Origin of the sequence: Thermodesulfobacterium hydrogeniphilum (assembly GCF_000746255.1) — a bacterium.
Lineage (GTDB): Bacteria > Desulfobacterota > Thermodesulfobacteria > Thermodesulfobacteriales > Thermodesulfobacteriaceae > Thermodesulfobacterium > Thermodesulfobacterium hydrogeniphilum.
Genome location: NZ_JQKW01000014.1, coordinates 24,537 through 40,122, shown reverse-complemented (window position 1 = coordinate 40,122; position 15,586 = coordinate 24,537). Strand labels below are relative to the sequence as shown.

The 15,586-nt window shown below is 28.9% G+C and carries 16 protein-coding genes; 4 read left to right on the top strand and 12 right to left on the bottom strand.

Translation table 11 applies throughout. From position 1 onward, the window contains the following. Window positions 1-30: 30 nt before the first annotated feature. The 3 genes from CC87_RS08110 to CC87_RS08100 all read right to left on the bottom strand — a co-directional run bounded on the left by CC87_RS08110 (window position 31) and on the right by CC87_RS08100 (window position 1,843). Window positions 31-828, bottom strand: a complete 798-nt coding sequence (locus CC87_RS08110; RefSeq protein WP_038057995.1) for an ABC transporter permease — start codon at window positions 826-828, stop codon at window positions 31-33. A 3-nt stretch (window positions 829-831) separates the two neighbouring features. Next, a complete protein-coding gene (locus CC87_RS08105; RefSeq protein WP_038057992.1) occupies window positions 832-1,551 on the bottom strand; it encodes an ABC transporter ATP-binding protein in 720 nt (239 codons plus the stop codon). Window positions 1,552-1,630: 79 nt separating this feature from the next. Next, window positions 1,631-1,843, bottom strand: a complete 213-nt coding sequence (locus tag CC87_RS08100; RefSeq protein WP_038057989.1) for a hypothetical protein — start codon at window positions 1,841-1,843, stop codon at window positions 1,631-1,633. Between the two features lie 180 nt (window positions 1,844-2,023). Here CC87_RS08100 and ligA point away from each other — a divergent pair, with 180 nt between their 5' ends. Then, complete coding sequence (gene ligA, locus CC87_RS08095) at window positions 2,024-4,087, top strand: NAD-dependent DNA ligase LigA (RefSeq protein ID WP_051920803.1); 2,064 nt, start codon at window positions 2,024-2,026, stop codon at window positions 4,085-4,087. Here ligA and trpS read toward each other — a convergent pair. Beyond that, on the bottom strand, window positions 4,064-5,059 hold the full coding sequence (gene trpS / locus CC87_RS08090; protein WP_038057986.1) for a tryptophan--tRNA ligase: 996 nt from the start codon (window positions 5,057-5,059) through the stop codon (window positions 4,064-4,066). The genes ligA and trpS overlap by 24 nt on opposite strands. 143 nt (window positions 5,060-5,202) lie before the next feature. On the opposite strand from trpS, the gene CC87_RS08085 reads away from it, so the two are divergent. Then, on the top strand, window positions 5,203-5,481 hold the full coding sequence (locus CC87_RS08085; protein ID WP_038057984.1) for a hypothetical protein: 279 nt from the start codon (window positions 5,203-5,205) through the stop codon (window positions 5,479-5,481). A gap of 54 nt (window positions 5,482-5,535) precedes the next feature. Here CC87_RS08085 and CC87_RS08080 read toward each other — a convergent pair whose 3' ends face one another. From CC87_RS08080 to CC87_RS08060, 5 genes are all read right to left on the bottom strand, one after another. Then, window positions 5,536-6,168: a cytochrome b/b6 domain-containing protein gene (locus CC87_RS08080; RefSeq protein ID WP_038057981.1), complete on the bottom strand. Its 633-nt coding sequence runs from the start codon at window positions 6,166-6,168 to the stop codon at window positions 5,536-5,538. Beyond that, on the bottom strand, window positions 6,168-7,823 hold the full coding sequence (locus CC87_RS08075; protein WP_051920801.1) for a multiheme c-type cytochrome: 1,656 nt from the start codon (window positions 7,821-7,823) through the stop codon (window positions 6,168-6,170). The genes CC87_RS08080 and CC87_RS08075 overlap by 1 nt, the downstream gene beginning before the upstream one ends. Before the next feature lie 2 nt (window positions 7,824-7,825). Then, entirely contained in the window at window positions 7,826-8,617 is a 792-nt protein-coding gene (locus CC87_RS08070; RefSeq protein ID WP_038057978.1) for a hypothetical protein, read from the bottom strand. Window positions 8,618-8,785: 168 nt separating this feature from the next. Next, entirely contained in the window at window positions 8,786-10,060 is a 1,275-nt protein-coding gene (locus CC87_RS08065) for a phenylacetate--CoA ligase (protein WP_038057975.1), read from the bottom strand. 29 nt (window positions 10,061-10,089) lie between these two features. Continuing rightward, entirely contained in the window at window positions 10,090-10,632 is a 543-nt protein-coding gene (locus CC87_RS08060) for an archaemetzincin family Zn-dependent metalloprotease (protein ID WP_038057972.1), read from the bottom strand. 144 nt (window positions 10,633-10,776) lie between these two features. Between CC87_RS08060 and CC87_RS08055 the strand changes: the two genes are divergently transcribed. After that, the gene (locus tag CC87_RS08055; protein WP_038057969.1) at window positions 10,777-12,201 is read left to right on the top strand and encodes a hypothetical protein; all 1,425 of its coding nucleotides are present in this window, start codon (window positions 10,777-10,779) and stop codon (window positions 12,199-12,201) included. A 2-nt stretch (window positions 12,202-12,203) separates the two neighbouring features. Further along, complete coding sequence (coaD, locus tag CC87_RS08050) at window positions 12,204-12,707, top strand: pantetheine-phosphate adenylyltransferase (RefSeq protein ID WP_038057966.1); 504 nt, start codon at window positions 12,204-12,206, stop codon at window positions 12,705-12,707. Window positions 12,708-12,733: 26 nt separating this feature from the next. Here the strand turns inward: coaD and CC87_RS08045 are convergent, their stop codons facing one another. Genes CC87_RS08045 through dsrP form a run of 3 tightly spaced genes read right to left on the bottom strand, consistent with a single transcriptional unit; the run spans window position 12,734 to window position 15,579 of the window. Further along, a complete protein-coding gene (locus CC87_RS08045; RefSeq protein ID WP_038057963.1) occupies window positions 12,734-12,922 on the bottom strand; it encodes a 4Fe-4S dicluster domain-containing protein in 189 nt (62 codons plus the stop codon). A gap of 18 nt (window positions 12,923-12,940) precedes the next feature. Then, a complete protein-coding gene (locus CC87_RS08040) occupies window positions 12,941-14,329 on the bottom strand; it encodes a cobyrinic acid a,c-diamide synthase CobB (RefSeq protein ID WP_038057960.1) in 1,389 nt (462 codons plus the stop codon). A gap of 59 nt (window positions 14,330-14,388) precedes the next feature. Next, a complete protein-coding gene (gene dsrP / locus CC87_RS08035; RefSeq protein ID WP_038057958.1) occupies window positions 14,389-15,579 on the bottom strand; it encodes a sulfate reduction electron transfer complex DsrMKJOP subunit DsrP in 1,191 nt (396 codons plus the stop codon). Between the last annotated feature and the right edge of the window lie 7 nt (window positions 15,580-15,586).

Sequence of the window (15,586 nt, the reverse complement as noted above, 5' to 3'; positions counted from 1 at the left end):
ATAACAAATCTACAAGAAAAAACAAGGGTATTATTCTCCTATTTTGGTAAATTTTCCCGTTTTTTTAGCAAAATTAAAGGATAAAATAAAAATTACAACACTTATAAAAAAATAAATAATGGTTAAAAAATAGGCTTTTAAAATTAAAACATAAGAAACCTCTCCTTCCAACAAAACTTTCCTCATGGTTTCAAAAATATAAGAAGTGGGAACAAATTGTGCTATATATTGAAAAAACTTAGGTAATACATCTACAGGATAAAAAACTGCAGAAAAAGGCAGAAAAAACAAAGCTAAAGCCCAAGCAAGTATTTCTGCCTCCTGTCCAAAAAATAAAATAAAAGCCATAGTAAGTAGTCCTATACTCCAGGCAAAAAATATTAAATTAAAAACCATTAAAAAAATATCTATTCCTTGAAGCCATATTTTAAAATTAAAAGCAAAGGTAGCTATAATAGCCATTAACAAAGAAGCTATAAAAGCTTTAAATAAACTAAAAATAAATAATCCCAATAAGTATTCTGTTATTGTTAAAGGAGAAACAAATAAATGTAATAAATTTCTGGCCCATATATCTTCTAAAAACCCTACAGCTAAACCCTGTTGAGCTCTTATTAAAATATTCCAAAAGATAAGAGCTCCTATAAATTGAAAAACCCATTTCCCCTCAGGATAAAAGTCTTTTTGTAAATAGATAGTAATAAATCCCCATAAAAGAAGATCAACCGTAGGCCAATATAAAAGATCTATCCACCTACTGAAACTATGCTTTAAAAGATATAAATGTCTTAAAATTATACCCCAAATTCTTTTAAAACTTAATTTCATAGCCTAAGTTAAAATTTTAAAATATAACTCTTCCAAAGAATTTACTTTAAATTTTTTAAAAAGCTCTGTCAAAGTTCCATAAGCCAGGGTTATTCCATTTTTAATTAAAAGAGCTTTGTTAATTATTTTTTCAAGTTCCCCTAATTGATGAGAAGTAAGAATAATAGCTAATTGTTTATCCTTAGATAAATATTTTAAAAGTTCAGAAATATATTTAACATATTCTGGATCAAGTCCAGCTGTAGGTTCATCTAAAAGTAAAATTAAAGGATCATTTAGAAAAGCTCTTACCAAATTGAGCCTCATCATCTCTCCAGAAGATAAAGCCCTTGTTAAAACCTTCTTTTTATCTTTTAATCTAAAAAGATCTAAAAGTTCAGTAATCTTCTTATCTGCTTTTTTTATCTCATAAAGATTGGCAAAAACTTTAAGATTTTCCTCTACAGTAAGGGAATAAGGTAAACTTACATATTGAGAAGCAAAACTAACCTTTTTTAAAATCTCACTTCTATTTTTAAAAAAATCTTTTCCAAAATAAAAAATTTTACCTGAAGTAGGAGTGATTATATTGAGAAGAATATATAAAAGTGTACTTTTACCAGCTCCATTAGGACCTATGATACCTAAAATATCTGAAGGATAAAGCTCAAAAGACACATTTTTTAAAACAATTTTGGAACCAAAGTTTTTATAGACATTTTCTACCTTGAGAATCGGTTTCATAAAAATAAAGAAAAATCTCCCTAACCTCCTAAAGATTAGGGAGATTAAAGAGAAAAAGAACTAAAAAGTTATTAAAACCTTAGGAAACTTTAGCCTGTTCCAATCTTGCTAAAGCTTCTTCTAAGGTCATTATACCCTTAGCTACTGCATATGCAACATAAGAATAAACCTTAGTATCATATCCTTCTGGTCTTGGAAAAAGTCCTTTAGCACGAAGTTTACGAAGCTTTTCCCTTCTCCTTCTTCTTCTTTCTATTTCTCTCTCCCTTTCTCTCTTCTTATGCCTTGCCATTAAACTCAGCCCCCTTATTGCAAATTTTTCTCAAAATATATAATCTTTTTTTAACTTTGTCAAGTAAATACTTTTTAAAATGTTTATAAAATCTAACATCATCCATATTGTCTTTTAAAATAAAAATATTTATAATTTAAATAAATTCGGACAAATTTCAATTTCAGGAGGTCAAAAAAAATGGCCGAAGAAAAAATTAATAAAAGAGAAATTCCTCCAGAGATAATAGAAAGGGTTAAAAAATTAAGAGAAGAAATAGATTATCATAATTATAGATATTACGTTTTAGATTCTCCTGTTATTTCTGATGCTGAGTATGATGCTTTAATGAGGGAATTAAAGGAATTAGAAGAAAAATATCCCGAATTAATAACTCCTGACTCTCCTACCCAAAGAGTGGGATTTAAACCAGCTGAAGGTTTTAAAGAAGTCCCTCATGTAGAGCCTATGTTATCCTTAGATGATGCTATGAACGAAGAAGAAGTTATAGAATTTGATAAAAGAATAAAAAGGTTTTTAGGATTCCCCGAGGATCAACCTATTGAATACACTGTTGAACCCAAAATTGATGGTCTTGCTGTAGAATTGGTATATGAAAATGGAGTATTTGTAGTGGGTTCAACCAGAGGAGATGGATATGTAGGGGAAGATGTTACTAACAATTTAAAAACAATAAAAACTATACCTCTAAGACTTAGAAAATTTACAGAAGATGCTCCTGATATTCCTCCTCGTGTTGATATAAGAGGAGAAGTTTTTATGACTAAAGAGGAATTCCAAAGATTGAATGAAGAAAGAGTAAGAAAAGGAGAATTACCCTTTGCTAATCCTCGTAATGCTGCAGCTGGATCTTTAAGGCAGCTTGATCCCTCTATAACAGCTAAAAGAAAATTGGATATTTTTTGCTATGGCGTGGGAAGGGTTGATGGTTATAAATTTAAAACTCAATGGGAAATTCTTCAAACACTTCCTAAATGGGGATTAAAAATAAATCCCATGGTTAAACTTGTTAAAAATATCCAAGAAGCTATTAAATATCATCATGAAATAGAAAGAATTAGAGAAACTTTGCCTTATGAAATAGATGGGATAGTTATAAAGGTTAATGATCTCTCTTTATGGGAAAAATTAGGAACAAAAGCACGCTCTCCCAGGTATGCCCTTGCTTATAAATTTCAGCCTACTCAGGTTACCACACAATTAATAGATGTTGTCTTTCAAGTAGGAAGAACAGGAGCTATTACACCTGTAGCTATTCTTAAGCCTGTGCAAATTGGAGGAGTAATTGTAGAAAGAGCTACTCTTCATAATGAAGATTTTATTAAAAATTTAGATGTACGTATAGGAGATTGGGTATTGGTTCAAAGAGCAGGAGATGTTATTCCACAAATAGTTATGCCTATAAAAGATCGTAGAACAGGTAAAGAAAAAGAAATTGTATTTCCCACTCATTGTCCTATTTGTAGAACTAAATTGGTTAAAAAACCCGGAGAAGCTATTTGGAGATGTCCTAATCCTAATTGCTATGCCTCCTTAGTAAGGAAAATTTTACACTTTGCCAGTAGAAATGCTATGAATATAGAAGGTCTTGGAGAAAAGGTAGCCAGAGATCTTGTTGACAAAGGATTTGTGCAAAATATAGCAGATTTATATTATTTAAAATTAGAAGACTTTATGAAACTTCCAGGATTTGCTTATAAAAAGGCTAAAAATCTTTATGAAGCTATTCAAAAGAGTAAAAAAACTACTTTAGCCCGTTTTATTTACGCTCTTGGTATAAGACATGTAGGAGAAGCTATGGCTTATCTTTTAGCAGAAAAATTTAAAACTCTTGATAAATTAATGAATGCCTCTGTTTCTGATTTATTAAGTATTCCAGGAGTAGGATATGAAGTAGCTAAATCCATAGTGGATTTCTTTAAAAATGAAGAAAATCGCAAAATGATCCAGAGAATGCTGGATGCTGGGGTTACTTTTATTGAAGAAGAAAAGAAAGAAGAGGAAAAACCCAAAATTTTAGAGGGTAAAACTTTTGTCTTCACTGGTGCTTTAAAATCTATGACCAGAGATCAGGCAAAAAGAAAAGTAATAGAATTAGGTGGTAAAGTCACAGATTCAGTATCCAGAAAAGTAGATTATGTAGTAGTAGGAGAAAGTCCAGGTTCTAAATATCAAAGAGCTTTACAATTAGGTATAAAAACTATAAATGAAGAGGAATTTTTAAAACTTATAGGTAAAGCCTAAGATTGAATTCACCTCTTCTATAGTTTGGCGGGCAATTTTTCTTGCCCGCTCTATTCCTTTATAAAGTAAATCCTCCCAATTATTTTTTTCTATCTCTTTTCTTTTTTCCCAAATTTTTTCTAAATTTGTTATTACTCTTTCAGCTAATCTCTTTTTACATTCTACACAGCCTAATATTGCACTTTTACATCCTTTTATGATTTCTTCAATTTCCTCTTGATTAAAATAGAGTTTTATCAAATTAAAAACTACACATCTATTTTCTGGATCTCCTGGATCGCTTTTTCTTGGCCTTTGAATATCTGTTACATAAGATAAAATTTTTTTCCTAACAACCTCAGGAGGATCATTTAAAAATATAGCATTTCCATAACTTTTACTCATTTTTCTTCCATCTATTCCAGGAATTTTAGGAATTTCAGATAAAAGAGGTTCTGGCTCTGGGAAAAATTCTACCTGATAAAGATAATTAAATCTACGAGCTATTTCTCTGGTTAACTCTAAATGAGGAACCTGGTCAAGTCCAACAGGAACTTTTCTTGCCTTATAAATAAGAATATCAGCAGCTTGAAGCACAGGATATCCCAAGAATCCATAAGTAGCAAGATCTTTATTTTTTAAATTTTGAAGCATATCTTTATAAGTGGGATTTCTTTCCAACCAAGCTACTGGTGTAAACATACTAAAAATTAGATAAAGCTCTGCATGTTCCTTAATAGCAGATTGTAAAAAAATAGTACTTTTTTCAGGAGATAATCCTACAGAAAGCCATTCAAAAAATAGTTCCTTTGAAAAACCTTGTATTTTTTTAGGATTTTCATATTCAGTAGTTAAAGCATGCCAATCCGCAATAAAATAAAAACATTCATATTCTTCCTGTAACTTTAACCAATTTTTAAGAACTCCATGTAAATGCCCTAAATGTAAAGGCCCTGTAGGTCTCATTCCGCTTAATATCCTTATCTTACTCACTCCCCTACCCCTCAAAAATTTTAATTCTGATCAATAAAATATCATATTTTTTTAATTTTTAAACTTTAAAATAACTTTAAAAAACTTATTTTATGTTTAAAATATTTTAGAATATTAAAAATTGCTAATAAAAGGGGGAAATAATGAAATGTGAGCGTTTAAAAATTTTAATAAGGGATTGGTATCAAGAAGTTAGAAATTTTACTTTATCACCTGTTAAAATGATGGAATTAATTGAAAAACATATTAAAAATTGTGAAACTTGCCAAAATGATGAGGATTTACCTTTAGAATTAGATCAGCTAAGAGAAATTATAAGAGTCCCTTATACTTCTACACCTTCTCAAGACTTTAATTTTGGTTTTGAGGAGCAAGAATATATTTATGAAGAAGAAATTTTAGAAGATGGAGAAGAAATATAAATAGTTTAGAAAAGTTTAAAGAGGGGATGAAAATCTCCCCTCTAAATTTCCTATTTAATGTTCTTCATGTTCTTCTTCATAACCTGTGATCATAGCAATAATATGAGCTAAAGGAGTATGTCCTAAAGTACTTAAATACATGTGAACAAAGATAAAAAAGGCATAAAATACCCATAAAGCTGTATGAATGAATGAAACTATCTGCAAACCACCTAAAAGACTACCTAAGGTTTTAAATTTAACCGGATCCCATAAAACAAGTCCAGTAATAAGCTGAAGAGGAATACAAACAATCATAATCATTAAATAAGCTACTTGCTGTAAAGGATTAAATTTATTTTCAGGAGTAGGATGATGAGGATTTTTATCTCCTACCATGATACCATAAGCATAATATCTAACCTGACGTAAAGCTCTTTTAATAAATTCAATAGGTCTCCAAATAGGAGGAATATATATCTTAAAAAATTTTAAGGTACCAAAATAATAAATAAACCATATGAAATAATTTATTAACAACACAAAACCTAAATAACTATGGATTTTAACTGCTGTTTTAAAAGACATCCAATGCATTTTATCTACTAATCTTATTTGAAGTCCTGTAAGGATTAAAATTATAAAACTTATAGCATTTACCCAATGCCAAATTCTAACTGGTAAAGGATGTAAATATACTTTCTTCATTAGTAACCTCCTCTTCTTTTTCTTCTAATTGGTGTGGTAATTATTCTTAAACCTAAATGTCCAAAAGCAAAAGCAAGACCACCTAATGCAGCAAGTACAAAAATAATATCTAATATGGTTATTTTTGTTAAACCCAAAACATAAAAATCTCTAATATTAGGTATAGCATAAATAGAATTTACAACCTTTCTTTCCATATTTATTTTTTCAGGTTTAGCTCCTTCCTTATTAATTTCAAATTTACCTACAAATTTTGCTTGAGGATTGTGACAAACAGTACAATCTTTAATAGCATCTTTTTTAGATACAATTCTATGAGCATCATTAGCATTAATTATATCCAGTCTTCCTTTTAAATCTATTTTAACCTGCGGTTTCAAAAAGTTTAAAAATTGCCAAAGCTCTTTTTCTTCTATTATATTATCTCCATTTAAGTCAATTTTTTCTTTCACTCCTGCTGGATCTAAATTTAATAATTCACTTATTTTTTCCAAAGTTAATGGTTTATTATTAGATTTATTTATAAGTGTTAGAATTATAGCTTTATTACCATTTACATGGCAAGCTGAACATGAAGCACCTTTAAAATGAACATCTACAAAAGATTTTAAAGTAAAAGGAGGATTATACAACCATTTATTGTGTGCTTCTTTAATACCTTTATGGCATTTTATACAAGATTTGTTTATGTTTGCTATATTAGTAGAAAGTACATCATGTGCTTTATGACAGCTTGAACAGGTAGGAGAATTGGATTTATTTTCAGAAAGAGCTTTATAATGAATGCTTTCCTCAAAAGCTTGTGCTTCTTTTTTATGACAATTTACACAAAGATTAAATTGTAATTGTTTATTATTAGAAATTTTTACTACATTATGATAACCATGGCATTTTAAACAATCAGGTGCATTTTTCCCTTTAACTAAAGCTTGAGCATGAATACTTTTTTCAAATTGTTGCATTTCTTTAGTATGACATTGTTTACATATATTATTAGCCTGTGCTCTATACTCTTTTATAGATTTGAAACTTCTAAAAGGATGTTTTCCTTTAGAAAACTCTTTATGACAATCTATACACTTTAATTTTTTATGAACAGAATTCATGAGAACATTTTCTTTAACTTGAACTGACAAAATTTCTCCATTTTCCATTTTTTTAGTTAAAGGCCTACTGTGACAAAGTAGGCAATATTGATTTTCAGAACCACCCCGAGCAACTTTTATAGGTTTAACATTGTGATATCCATGACACTTTATACAAGGGGCAGTTTTAGAAAGATTATAATGTACAGGGTTCTTTCTTAGTGATTTATCAGTATGACATCTCTGACAAACTATTTTTGACATTTTTATCATATATTCTTTCTTGCTTCTAAACTTATAAGATGGATGTTTACCCCTTAAAAAATCACTATGACATGCTATACATTTAAACTTTCCATGCACTGAATTTTTAATTTCCTTAGGATTTATTTTAACGCTTATTTTTTCACCACTTGGTAAAGTTTTTATAAAACTAAATCTGTGACAGGACATACAATAGTTGTTATTTTTATTAAAAGTAGTTGCTGTAAAAGATTGATTAAAGCTTAAAAAGATTAAAATTAAAACTAAAATTGAAAACCACCCAAAATCTTTAATTTTAGTTCTCATTCTTACCTCCCTAAGGAATTGCTTTTATGATATGCATGACAATCTATACATATAAATTTTTTACTTTTTATAATAGCTGCATGCCCACGATGTTTGGAAAGAGAAGAATAAGTATGACATTTAACACAATTTTTAACTACCTCTTTAGCATATGCTCTCTTGCTTTTTATAGGTTTAGGATAAGGATGTTTGTTAGAATTGTAAATATCAAAATGACAAGCGAAACATCCTATTTCAGCATGAGGAGATTTAGCAAATTCTTTAGGATTTATACGAAGATACATTTTTTCTCCATTAGGAAGTATTTTAGGAAGTCTCTCTAATTTATGACACTTTATACAAGCTTCAGTTTGTTCTTTAATGGCTTCCATTGTTTTAATATAGTGGGCTGTATGGCATTCATCACAGGTAACTTTATTTTCTTTAATAACATTTTTATGGAAAGAAGATAAACCACTCTCAGCATGGCAACCTAAACAGTTTTGAGTTACTTGCTTAGCATAACTTTTTTTACTAAGAATCTTGACAGGCTTGGGATGGTTAGAAGGATCTATATCTTGGTGACATAAAATACAGTTTAAAACTCCATGGGCAGATTTATTAAATCTTTCAGAATCTACATACAAATACATTTTTTCTCCATTCGGTAATACCTTAGGAGCTCTTTTTAGTTTATGACATTTCAAACATTGTTGATTTAATTTTTTAGTAAATGCTAAAGAATTGTTATTAATACTAAAACAAAAGAAAAAAATAAAAACCATTAAAAAATAACATAGTTTCTTATCTTTCATTTTTTACCCCCCAAATTTAAAAATTAAAAAACAAGTTTTACCCAACCATTATTTTTACTTAATTTTAATCTTATACAAGCTTATTTCTTAGTCAAGTTTAATAAATCCAAAATTTTAGAGTTTTTGTTAAATAAAACAAATTTATTTTTAAATATTCTTTTTTCTTTTTTATTTTTTTCTTTTATCTATTATCCTTACAGCTTTACCTGGAACTCTCTGAATAGTACCTTCAGGTACTACCTGAATTTTACTATGAAATCCTAAGAAATCATAAAGTTCTACATTTAATTTTTCTAATTCTGGCTCTGTAATTCCATTATCAACCTTTTCTATTATTATGGTCATTTCATCTTTACCTTTAACAGTTTCTATAACTAATTGATAATAAGGAGATAAACCTTTATATTTCATCAAAATTTGCTCTATTTGTGAAGGATAAAAATTAACTCCTTTTACCTTTAACATATCATCTGTTCTTCCTTTTATTCTGTCAACTCTTACATGAGTTCTTCCACAATCGCATTTTTCATAACTTATTATTCTTGTAATATCTCTGGTTCTGTACCTTATTAAGGGTAAGCCTTCTCTTGTTAAGGTAGTTATAACAAGTTCTCCTTCTTTTCCTACAGGTAAGACTTCTCCAGTATTAGGATCTACTATTTCTACAATATAATGATCTTCCCAGATGTGAATTCCTACTCTTGCTTCACAATCTATACCCAGCCCTACCCCTCCGGTTTCAGTCATACCAATAATATCAAAAGTCTTAACTCCCATAATTTCTTCTATACGTTTTCTATATTCATCTGACCATGTCTCAGCTCCAAGAATAGCAACTCTTAATTTGGTTTCCTTAAAATCATAACCTATTTCCTTAGCTACTTCTATAAGTCTTGCTGGATAAGAAGCAATAGCTCCTATAGCAGTAACTTCTAAATCTTTTATGAATTTTAATTGCATCAAGGTTCTACCTGCCCCAGCTGGAACCACAAAACATCCCAGTTTTTCTGCTCCATAATGAAATCCGAAACCGCCATTAAATAATCCAAAAGAGGGCATTATTTGCAATCTATCCTTGGATGTTAATCCTGCACAGGCAAGACATCTTGCCATAATTTCTCCCCATTGATTTATATCATTTCTGGTCATAGCGTTAATTACAGGAACACCTGTTGTTCCTGAACTCATATGCATTCTGGCACAATCAGAAGGATCTACTGCTGTATGATCAAAGGGATAACAATCTCTTAATTCATCTTTGGTAGTAAAAGGAAGATTTTTTAAATCATCCAAACTTTTTATGTCCTCAGGTTCAATATCTTTGTATTTCTCTTTTAATTTAGAACGTGAATTTTTTAAAAATCTTAAAGTTTTTCTCAGTTGAGATAATTGAAGTTTTTCAATCTCTTCTCTTGGCAAAGTTTCAATCTTGTAATTAAACATCTCGCCCTCCCTTTTCATTGAAATTCTTTTTAAATTATCAGCATGTTTGCTTTTAATAAAAAATTACAATTTAGACAAAAATATTTACTTTTTCTATCAGTATCTAAAATACTATTAGAGAAATGCATCACACAATTAGGATTCTCACAATGATGAAGATAAAAAAGATGTCCCAACTCATGGGTTGTTTCTTTTAAAAGTCTCTCAGTAAATAATCTTTCATTGGGTTTAGATCCATAAAATTCAGGTTTTAATCTTGTTAAAGAAACAATAGCAATACCATATCTGGGATAAGCCTCTCCAAAAATAAAATTAAGACCAGGGGTATAAAGATCTACATCCACAAAAAAAATCCATTTATCTTTCCAATTATTTTTATAAGGAAACATTTTTTTTATTATTTTTGAAGCCAAATACTGATTTCTGGTAAAATTATATGCATCATTTATGTCTATACTAAGTCCATAAAATTCAGTTTCTAAAGAAAAAACATCTTCAAGATGAGATTTTAATTCTCTTAAAATTTCATCTCTTAAATGAGTATAAATCAAAAATACAATTATTTTCCTCATTTCACTTTTAGGATATCAATTCTGATTACAATGTCAATATATTCCCAAATAAATTTTTTCAAATAATTATTTCTATTATCTTTTAATTTTTGGTTTTTAACACTTAAAATTGACTTTATTATATCTTTAATTATAATTAAGCACATGCAAAACTTGTTATTTATTATTTTTATAGTCTTGTTCCTCTTTAAAGTTTCTTTTTGCTCAGCATATGAAGATAGTTTTGAAAAATCTTTAAATCTCTGGCCTTTTTTAGTTTTTTATAAAAATAAAAAAACAAATATAAAAAAAATAGAAATTCTGGGTCCATTTTTTTACAAGTATAAATTTCCTGAGGAAAATGGTCTTTTTATAAGACCTTTTTATTCCTCTGTAAGCAATTCTCAGGGAAGGAAGGCTTATTTTCTTTCTCCCTTAGGTGTTTATAAATCTGATAATGAAACCTCAACTCTTAAATTATTTCCTATTCTCAAAAAAACCTGGCATAAAGCTAAAGAAGAAAAAAATGTTAAAAACTGGGAATTTTTCCCTATTTTTGCAGGGGTTACTTCGGATAATCAAACCTATGGTGGATTTTTTCCCTTCTATGGGAAACTTAAAAATAGATTGGGGGCTAAAGAAATAACTTTTTTTCTCTGGCCCGTATATAGCAAAGCTCAATATGAAAAATACACCTCTGAAAATTTCTTCTGGCCTTTTATTAGAATTATAAAACCAAATGAACCTAAATCTAAAGAATATAATGGATTTAAAATATGGCCTATTTATGGACATTTTAAAGAAAGACTTATGGAAAGAACTTTTATCCTATGGCCTTTTTATATTAAAGAAAAAGATCCGTTTTCTCAAAAACTTATCATTTTTCCTTTATATATTAGAGAAAATACAGATTCTTATAATAAATGGATAATTTTATGGCCTTTTTTCCAGAAAATTTATGCAAAAAATTCTTGTTATAAACAAATAGATGCTCCTTGGCCATTTTATAGAAAAATAGAAGGTAAAAATATTAATGGAATAAGAATTTGGCCATTTTATGGTTGTGTAAAAAGAAAAAATTCTTCAGATTCCTTTATTTTATGGCCTCTATATTTTTATAAAACTGATAATATATATAAAGGAAAATTTCATTATAAAAAAGTTGAACATAGATTTTTATTACTTTCTAAATCTACTTATATTAATAAAAATAATACTATAAAAAAAGAAATAAGATTATGGCCTTTTGTGTATGATTATCAATTAGACAGTAATTCTATCCATTTAAAATATTGGTATTTCCCAGCTATATTGCCTTTTTATGATGAAGGAATAGAAAGAAATTATAGTGCATTTTTAAAATTAATGGAATATTATAAGAAAAATAAATATTCTTTTTTTAAATTATTATGGGGGCTTTATAGATGTGAAAAATTTGGAAATAGAGAAACTCAAGAATTGGCTTTCTTTCTAAGGGTAATAAAAGATAAAAATACTAATTATGTAGAATTTTTAGAAGGGCTCTTAGGTATAGGGAAAATTGAAGGAAAGTCAATTTTAAAAATTCTATATATAAATTTTAGGGATTAAAAATGAGCAAGATTTGTAAAAAAATTGTAATTTATCCTGGAACTTTTGATCCTATAACTAATGGACATATGGACATTATAAAGCGTGCTTTGAAATTATTTGATACTATAATAGTTGCTATAGGAGAAAATCCCGCTAAAAAAGCTTTATTTTCTAAGGAAGAACGTCTTTTTTTAGTAAAAGAAGCTATAAAAGAATTGCCTGAACATGATAGAGTAGAAGTAGAAATTTTTTCTGGTTTATTAGTAGATTTTGCCAAAAAAAAATCTGCTTGTGCTATTATTAGAGGTTTAAGAGCGGTTTCAGATTTTGAATATGAAATGCAATTAGCTTTGATGAATAGAAAACTTTCAAATAGTATTGATACTATTTTTTTAATACCAAGTCTTAAATGGATATTTTTAAGTTCTTCTATAATTAAAGAAGCTGCAAAATTAGGAGGAAAAATTGACGATTTAGTCCCAACTATTGTAGCTAAGAAATTAAAAGAAAGATTTAATTTTTAAAGGGGGCATAAGCCCCCTATGTTTTTTTAAACTTCATTTACGGTAATTGAACCTGTAGGACAAACTTCTACACAGGTCATACATCCTAAACAGTCTTCAGGTCTTGCAACTACTGGCTTATCATCATCTCCTTTGTCATAAACTTGACCTGGACAAGATTCAATGCAAGTTCCACATGCTTCACAAGTGTCATAATTTACAGTAATCTCAAACATGTTACACCTCCTTTGATTTTATTTTTGCTTAAACTCTTGCGCTTTTTCTAAAAATTTTTCCGCCCAATATTTTACACTAAAAATATGAATATGGGTATAACTCGCTAATAAATTTTTAAATAAAATTCCGTCTTTTTTTCCATCTATTCCAAATCCTTTTTTTAATTCAAATATATATCTCATTTCTTTATTTTCGTCAACTTCAATAGGTTTAGAATAATGAAATTCATGACCTTTTATAAAATAACCTAATTTGAAATATGGATTTTTTTTAATAACCTTAGCTATTACATAACCATGTCCCTGAGGTCTTTTTTCTACTTTAAAAACAATAGGTAAAACTCCACACACGGGATATTCTTTATTTTTCCAGATTATTTTCTTTCCTAAGTACATAAATCCACCACATTCTGCATAAACTGGCATCCCTTCTAAAACAGCTTCTTTTATATCTTTTAAAAGCCCTTTATTTTCTGACAAAGCTTCTGCTTGAACTTCAGGAAATCCACCTCCTAAATATAAAGCAGAAATATCTGAAGGAAGGTTTCTATCTTTAAAAGCATTTATATATCTAATTTCAGCACCTAATCTGCATAAACTTTCCAGATTTTCAGGATAATAAAATTGAAAAGCTTCATCTCTAAAAACTCCTATTTTTAAATCTTTATATTTTTGTGTTTGTATATCAGGTAGTTCTTCTATTTTTAGATCTTCTACTTTTTTACTTATTTCTAAAATTTTATTTAAATCTACATTTTCTCTTATAGCTTCTTTTAACTCCTCTAAAAATGGTCTTTCTTCGTATTCATAAGAAGTAATAAGTCCCAAGTGTCTTTCAGGTGGTAAATTTTTAAGCTTAGGTATAGATCCTAAAACTTTTATATTAGTGTAATATTCTATAGATTCTCTTATAATATTTTCATGTCTTGATCTTGCTATTTTATTCAGAATAACTCCTTTAATATCAATTCCTTCCTCAAAAGATAAAAACCCTTTAACTAAAGCTGCTAAACTTCGGGTTACCTTTGTACAATCAAGAACAATTATAATAGGAACTTTTAAAACTTGAGCCAATTTAGCTGTGCTACAACTACCATATATATCCATTCCATCAAAAAGACCTCGATTTCCTTCAATAATAGCAATCTCTGAATCTTTTGAACCTAAGTAAAAAGAATATAAATTATCTGCTTCGTTAAAAAGAAACAAATCTAAATTTCTACAAGGGACTTGAGAAACTTTACTTAGCCAACCAGCATCTATATAATCAGGTCCTTTTTTAAAAGCTGAAACTTTTAATCCTTGATCTCTAAGGACTGAGATTAACCCTATTGTAAATAGAGTTTTGCCAGCACCACCTTTATGAGAGGAAATCAAAATTCTTGGAATTTTATAAACAATTGACATAAATAGAAAAATAACATAATATTTAAAAAATATAAGGGGAAAAAAAACCCCCTTATATTTTATTTTTTAAATAAAATTCCATTATATTTTACTACTAATTCTTTTGATTTTTTAACTTCTATTGTTATTTTATATAATACACTAAGAACAAAAAATCCCAAAGCCCAGACACCTAAAGCAATGCCAATTTCTGGTAAAGTAGGTCTGTACACAGTAATAGTCTCAAATGGTGTAGGAGTATATCCTCCTACAATCAAACCAATACCTTTATCAATCCAGCAAGCAAGAAAAACAGCTATACATCCTAAAACTAATGTAGCTTCATTTTTGCGAGTAGCAGGAATTACTAATAAAATTATTGCAACAGCAGCTAAAATAGCAGCAGCCCACATAAAAGGAACCCATTCTGCATGTCCATGAAGTCCTACAAATAAATATTTAATAGGTGCTTTATGACTGGGAATACCACTATAAAATGAAGTAAAAAGTTCAAAGAAGAAAAGTAAAACATTTATAATAAATGCATAAGCAACTGTTTTAGAAAGTGCTTCTATTGCTTTTTTACCAGGATCAAAGTTAGCTACTCTTTTTAAAAGGAGGGCTGCAATGATTATAAATGCTGGGCCTGCACAAAATGCAGATGCAAGAAATCTTGGAGCCATAACAGCAGTCAACCAGAAATGACGTCCAGGTAACCCTTGATAAATAAAAGCAGTTACAATATGAATACTTGGAGCCCAAAGTATAGCTAAATAAATAAAAGGCTTTAACCAAGAAGGATATTTGGTCCCTTTATATTCAGAATGCAGAACTGTCCAACCACAAAGAATATTGAGTAATAAATATCCTGAAAGAACACAAGCATCAAAGAAGAATACAGAGTGAGGTGTAGGATATCTTAAAACATTCAATGCTCTCATAGGTTGACCAAGATCTACAAAAATAAACAACATACACATTAAAACTGCAGCAACAGCTAAAAATTCACCTAAAACTGTAATTTTGCCATATTCTTTATAATTATGCCAATAGTATGGAAGAACTATCATCACAGCTCCAGCAGCTACTCCAACCAAAAAAGTAAAATTAGCAATATAAAATCCCCATGACACATCCCTGCTCATTCCTGTAATACCTAAACCTACTTTCCATTGTTTTAGATAGCATAAAAATCCAATAAAAATAATAGATGCTAAAAAAGCAAGCCATAACCAATATTTTTTACTTCCTCTTAAAGCCTTTTCAATCATACTTACA

What these genes read in the sequence shown, in the direction of transcription:
- CC87_RS08065 (WP_038057975.1), bottom strand. Translation starts at nt 10,060, where the DNA reads ATGTTTAATTACAAGATTGAAACTTTGCCAAGAGAAGAGATTGAAAAA.
- CC87_RS08080 (WP_038057981.1), bottom strand. Translation starts at nt 6,168, where the DNA reads ATGAAGAAAGTATATTTACATCCTTTACCAGTTAGAATTTGGCATTGG.
- coaD (WP_038057966.1), top strand. Translation starts at nt 12,204, where the DNA reads ATGAGCAAGATTTGTAAAAAAATTGTAATTTATCCTGGAACTTTTGAT.
- ligA (WP_051920803.1), top strand. Translation starts at nt 2,024, where the DNA reads ATGGCCGAAGAAAAAATTAATAAAAGAGAAATTCCTCCAGAGATAATA.
- CC87_RS08055 (WP_038057969.1), top strand. Translation starts at nt 10,777, where the DNA reads ATGCAAAACTTGTTATTTATTATTTTTATAGTCTTGTTCCTCTTTAAA.
- CC87_RS08085 (WP_038057984.1), top strand. Translation starts at nt 5,203, where the DNA reads ATGAAATGTGAGCGTTTAAAAATTTTAATAAGGGATTGGTATCAAGAA.
- CC87_RS08060 (WP_038057972.1), bottom strand. Translation starts at nt 10,632, where the DNA reads ATGAGGAAAATAATTGTATTTTTGATTTATACTCATTTAAGAGATGAA.
- CC87_RS08110 (WP_038057995.1), bottom strand. Translation starts at nt 828, where the DNA reads ATGAAATTAAGTTTTAAAAGAATTTGGGGTATAATTTTAAGACATTTA.
- dsrP (WP_038057958.1), bottom strand. Translation starts at nt 15,579, where the DNA reads ATGATTGAAAAGGCTTTAAGAGGAAGTAAAAAATATTGGTTATGGCTT.
- CC87_RS08100 (WP_038057989.1), bottom strand. Translation starts at nt 1,843, where the DNA reads ATGGCAAGGCATAAGAAGAGAGAAAGGGAGAGAGAAATAGAAAGAAGA.
- CC87_RS08040 (WP_038057960.1), bottom strand. Translation starts at nt 14,329, where the DNA reads ATGTCAATTGTTTATAAAATTCCAAGAATTTTGATTTCCTCTCATAAA.
- CC87_RS08045 (WP_038057963.1), bottom strand. Translation starts at nt 12,922, where the DNA reads ATGTTTGAGATTACTGTAAATTATGACACTTGTGAAGCATGTGGAACT.
- CC87_RS08105 (WP_038057992.1), bottom strand. Translation starts at nt 1,551, where the DNA reads ATGAAACCGATTCTCAAGGTAGAAAATGTCTATAAAAACTTTGGTTCC.
- CC87_RS08070 (WP_038057978.1), bottom strand. Translation starts at nt 8,617, where the DNA reads ATGAAAGATAAGAAACTATGTTATTTTTTAATGGTTTTTATTTTTTTC.
- CC87_RS08075 (WP_051920801.1), bottom strand. Translation starts at nt 7,823, where the DNA reads ATGAGAACTAAAATTAAAGATTTTGGGTGGTTTTCAATTTTAGTTTTA.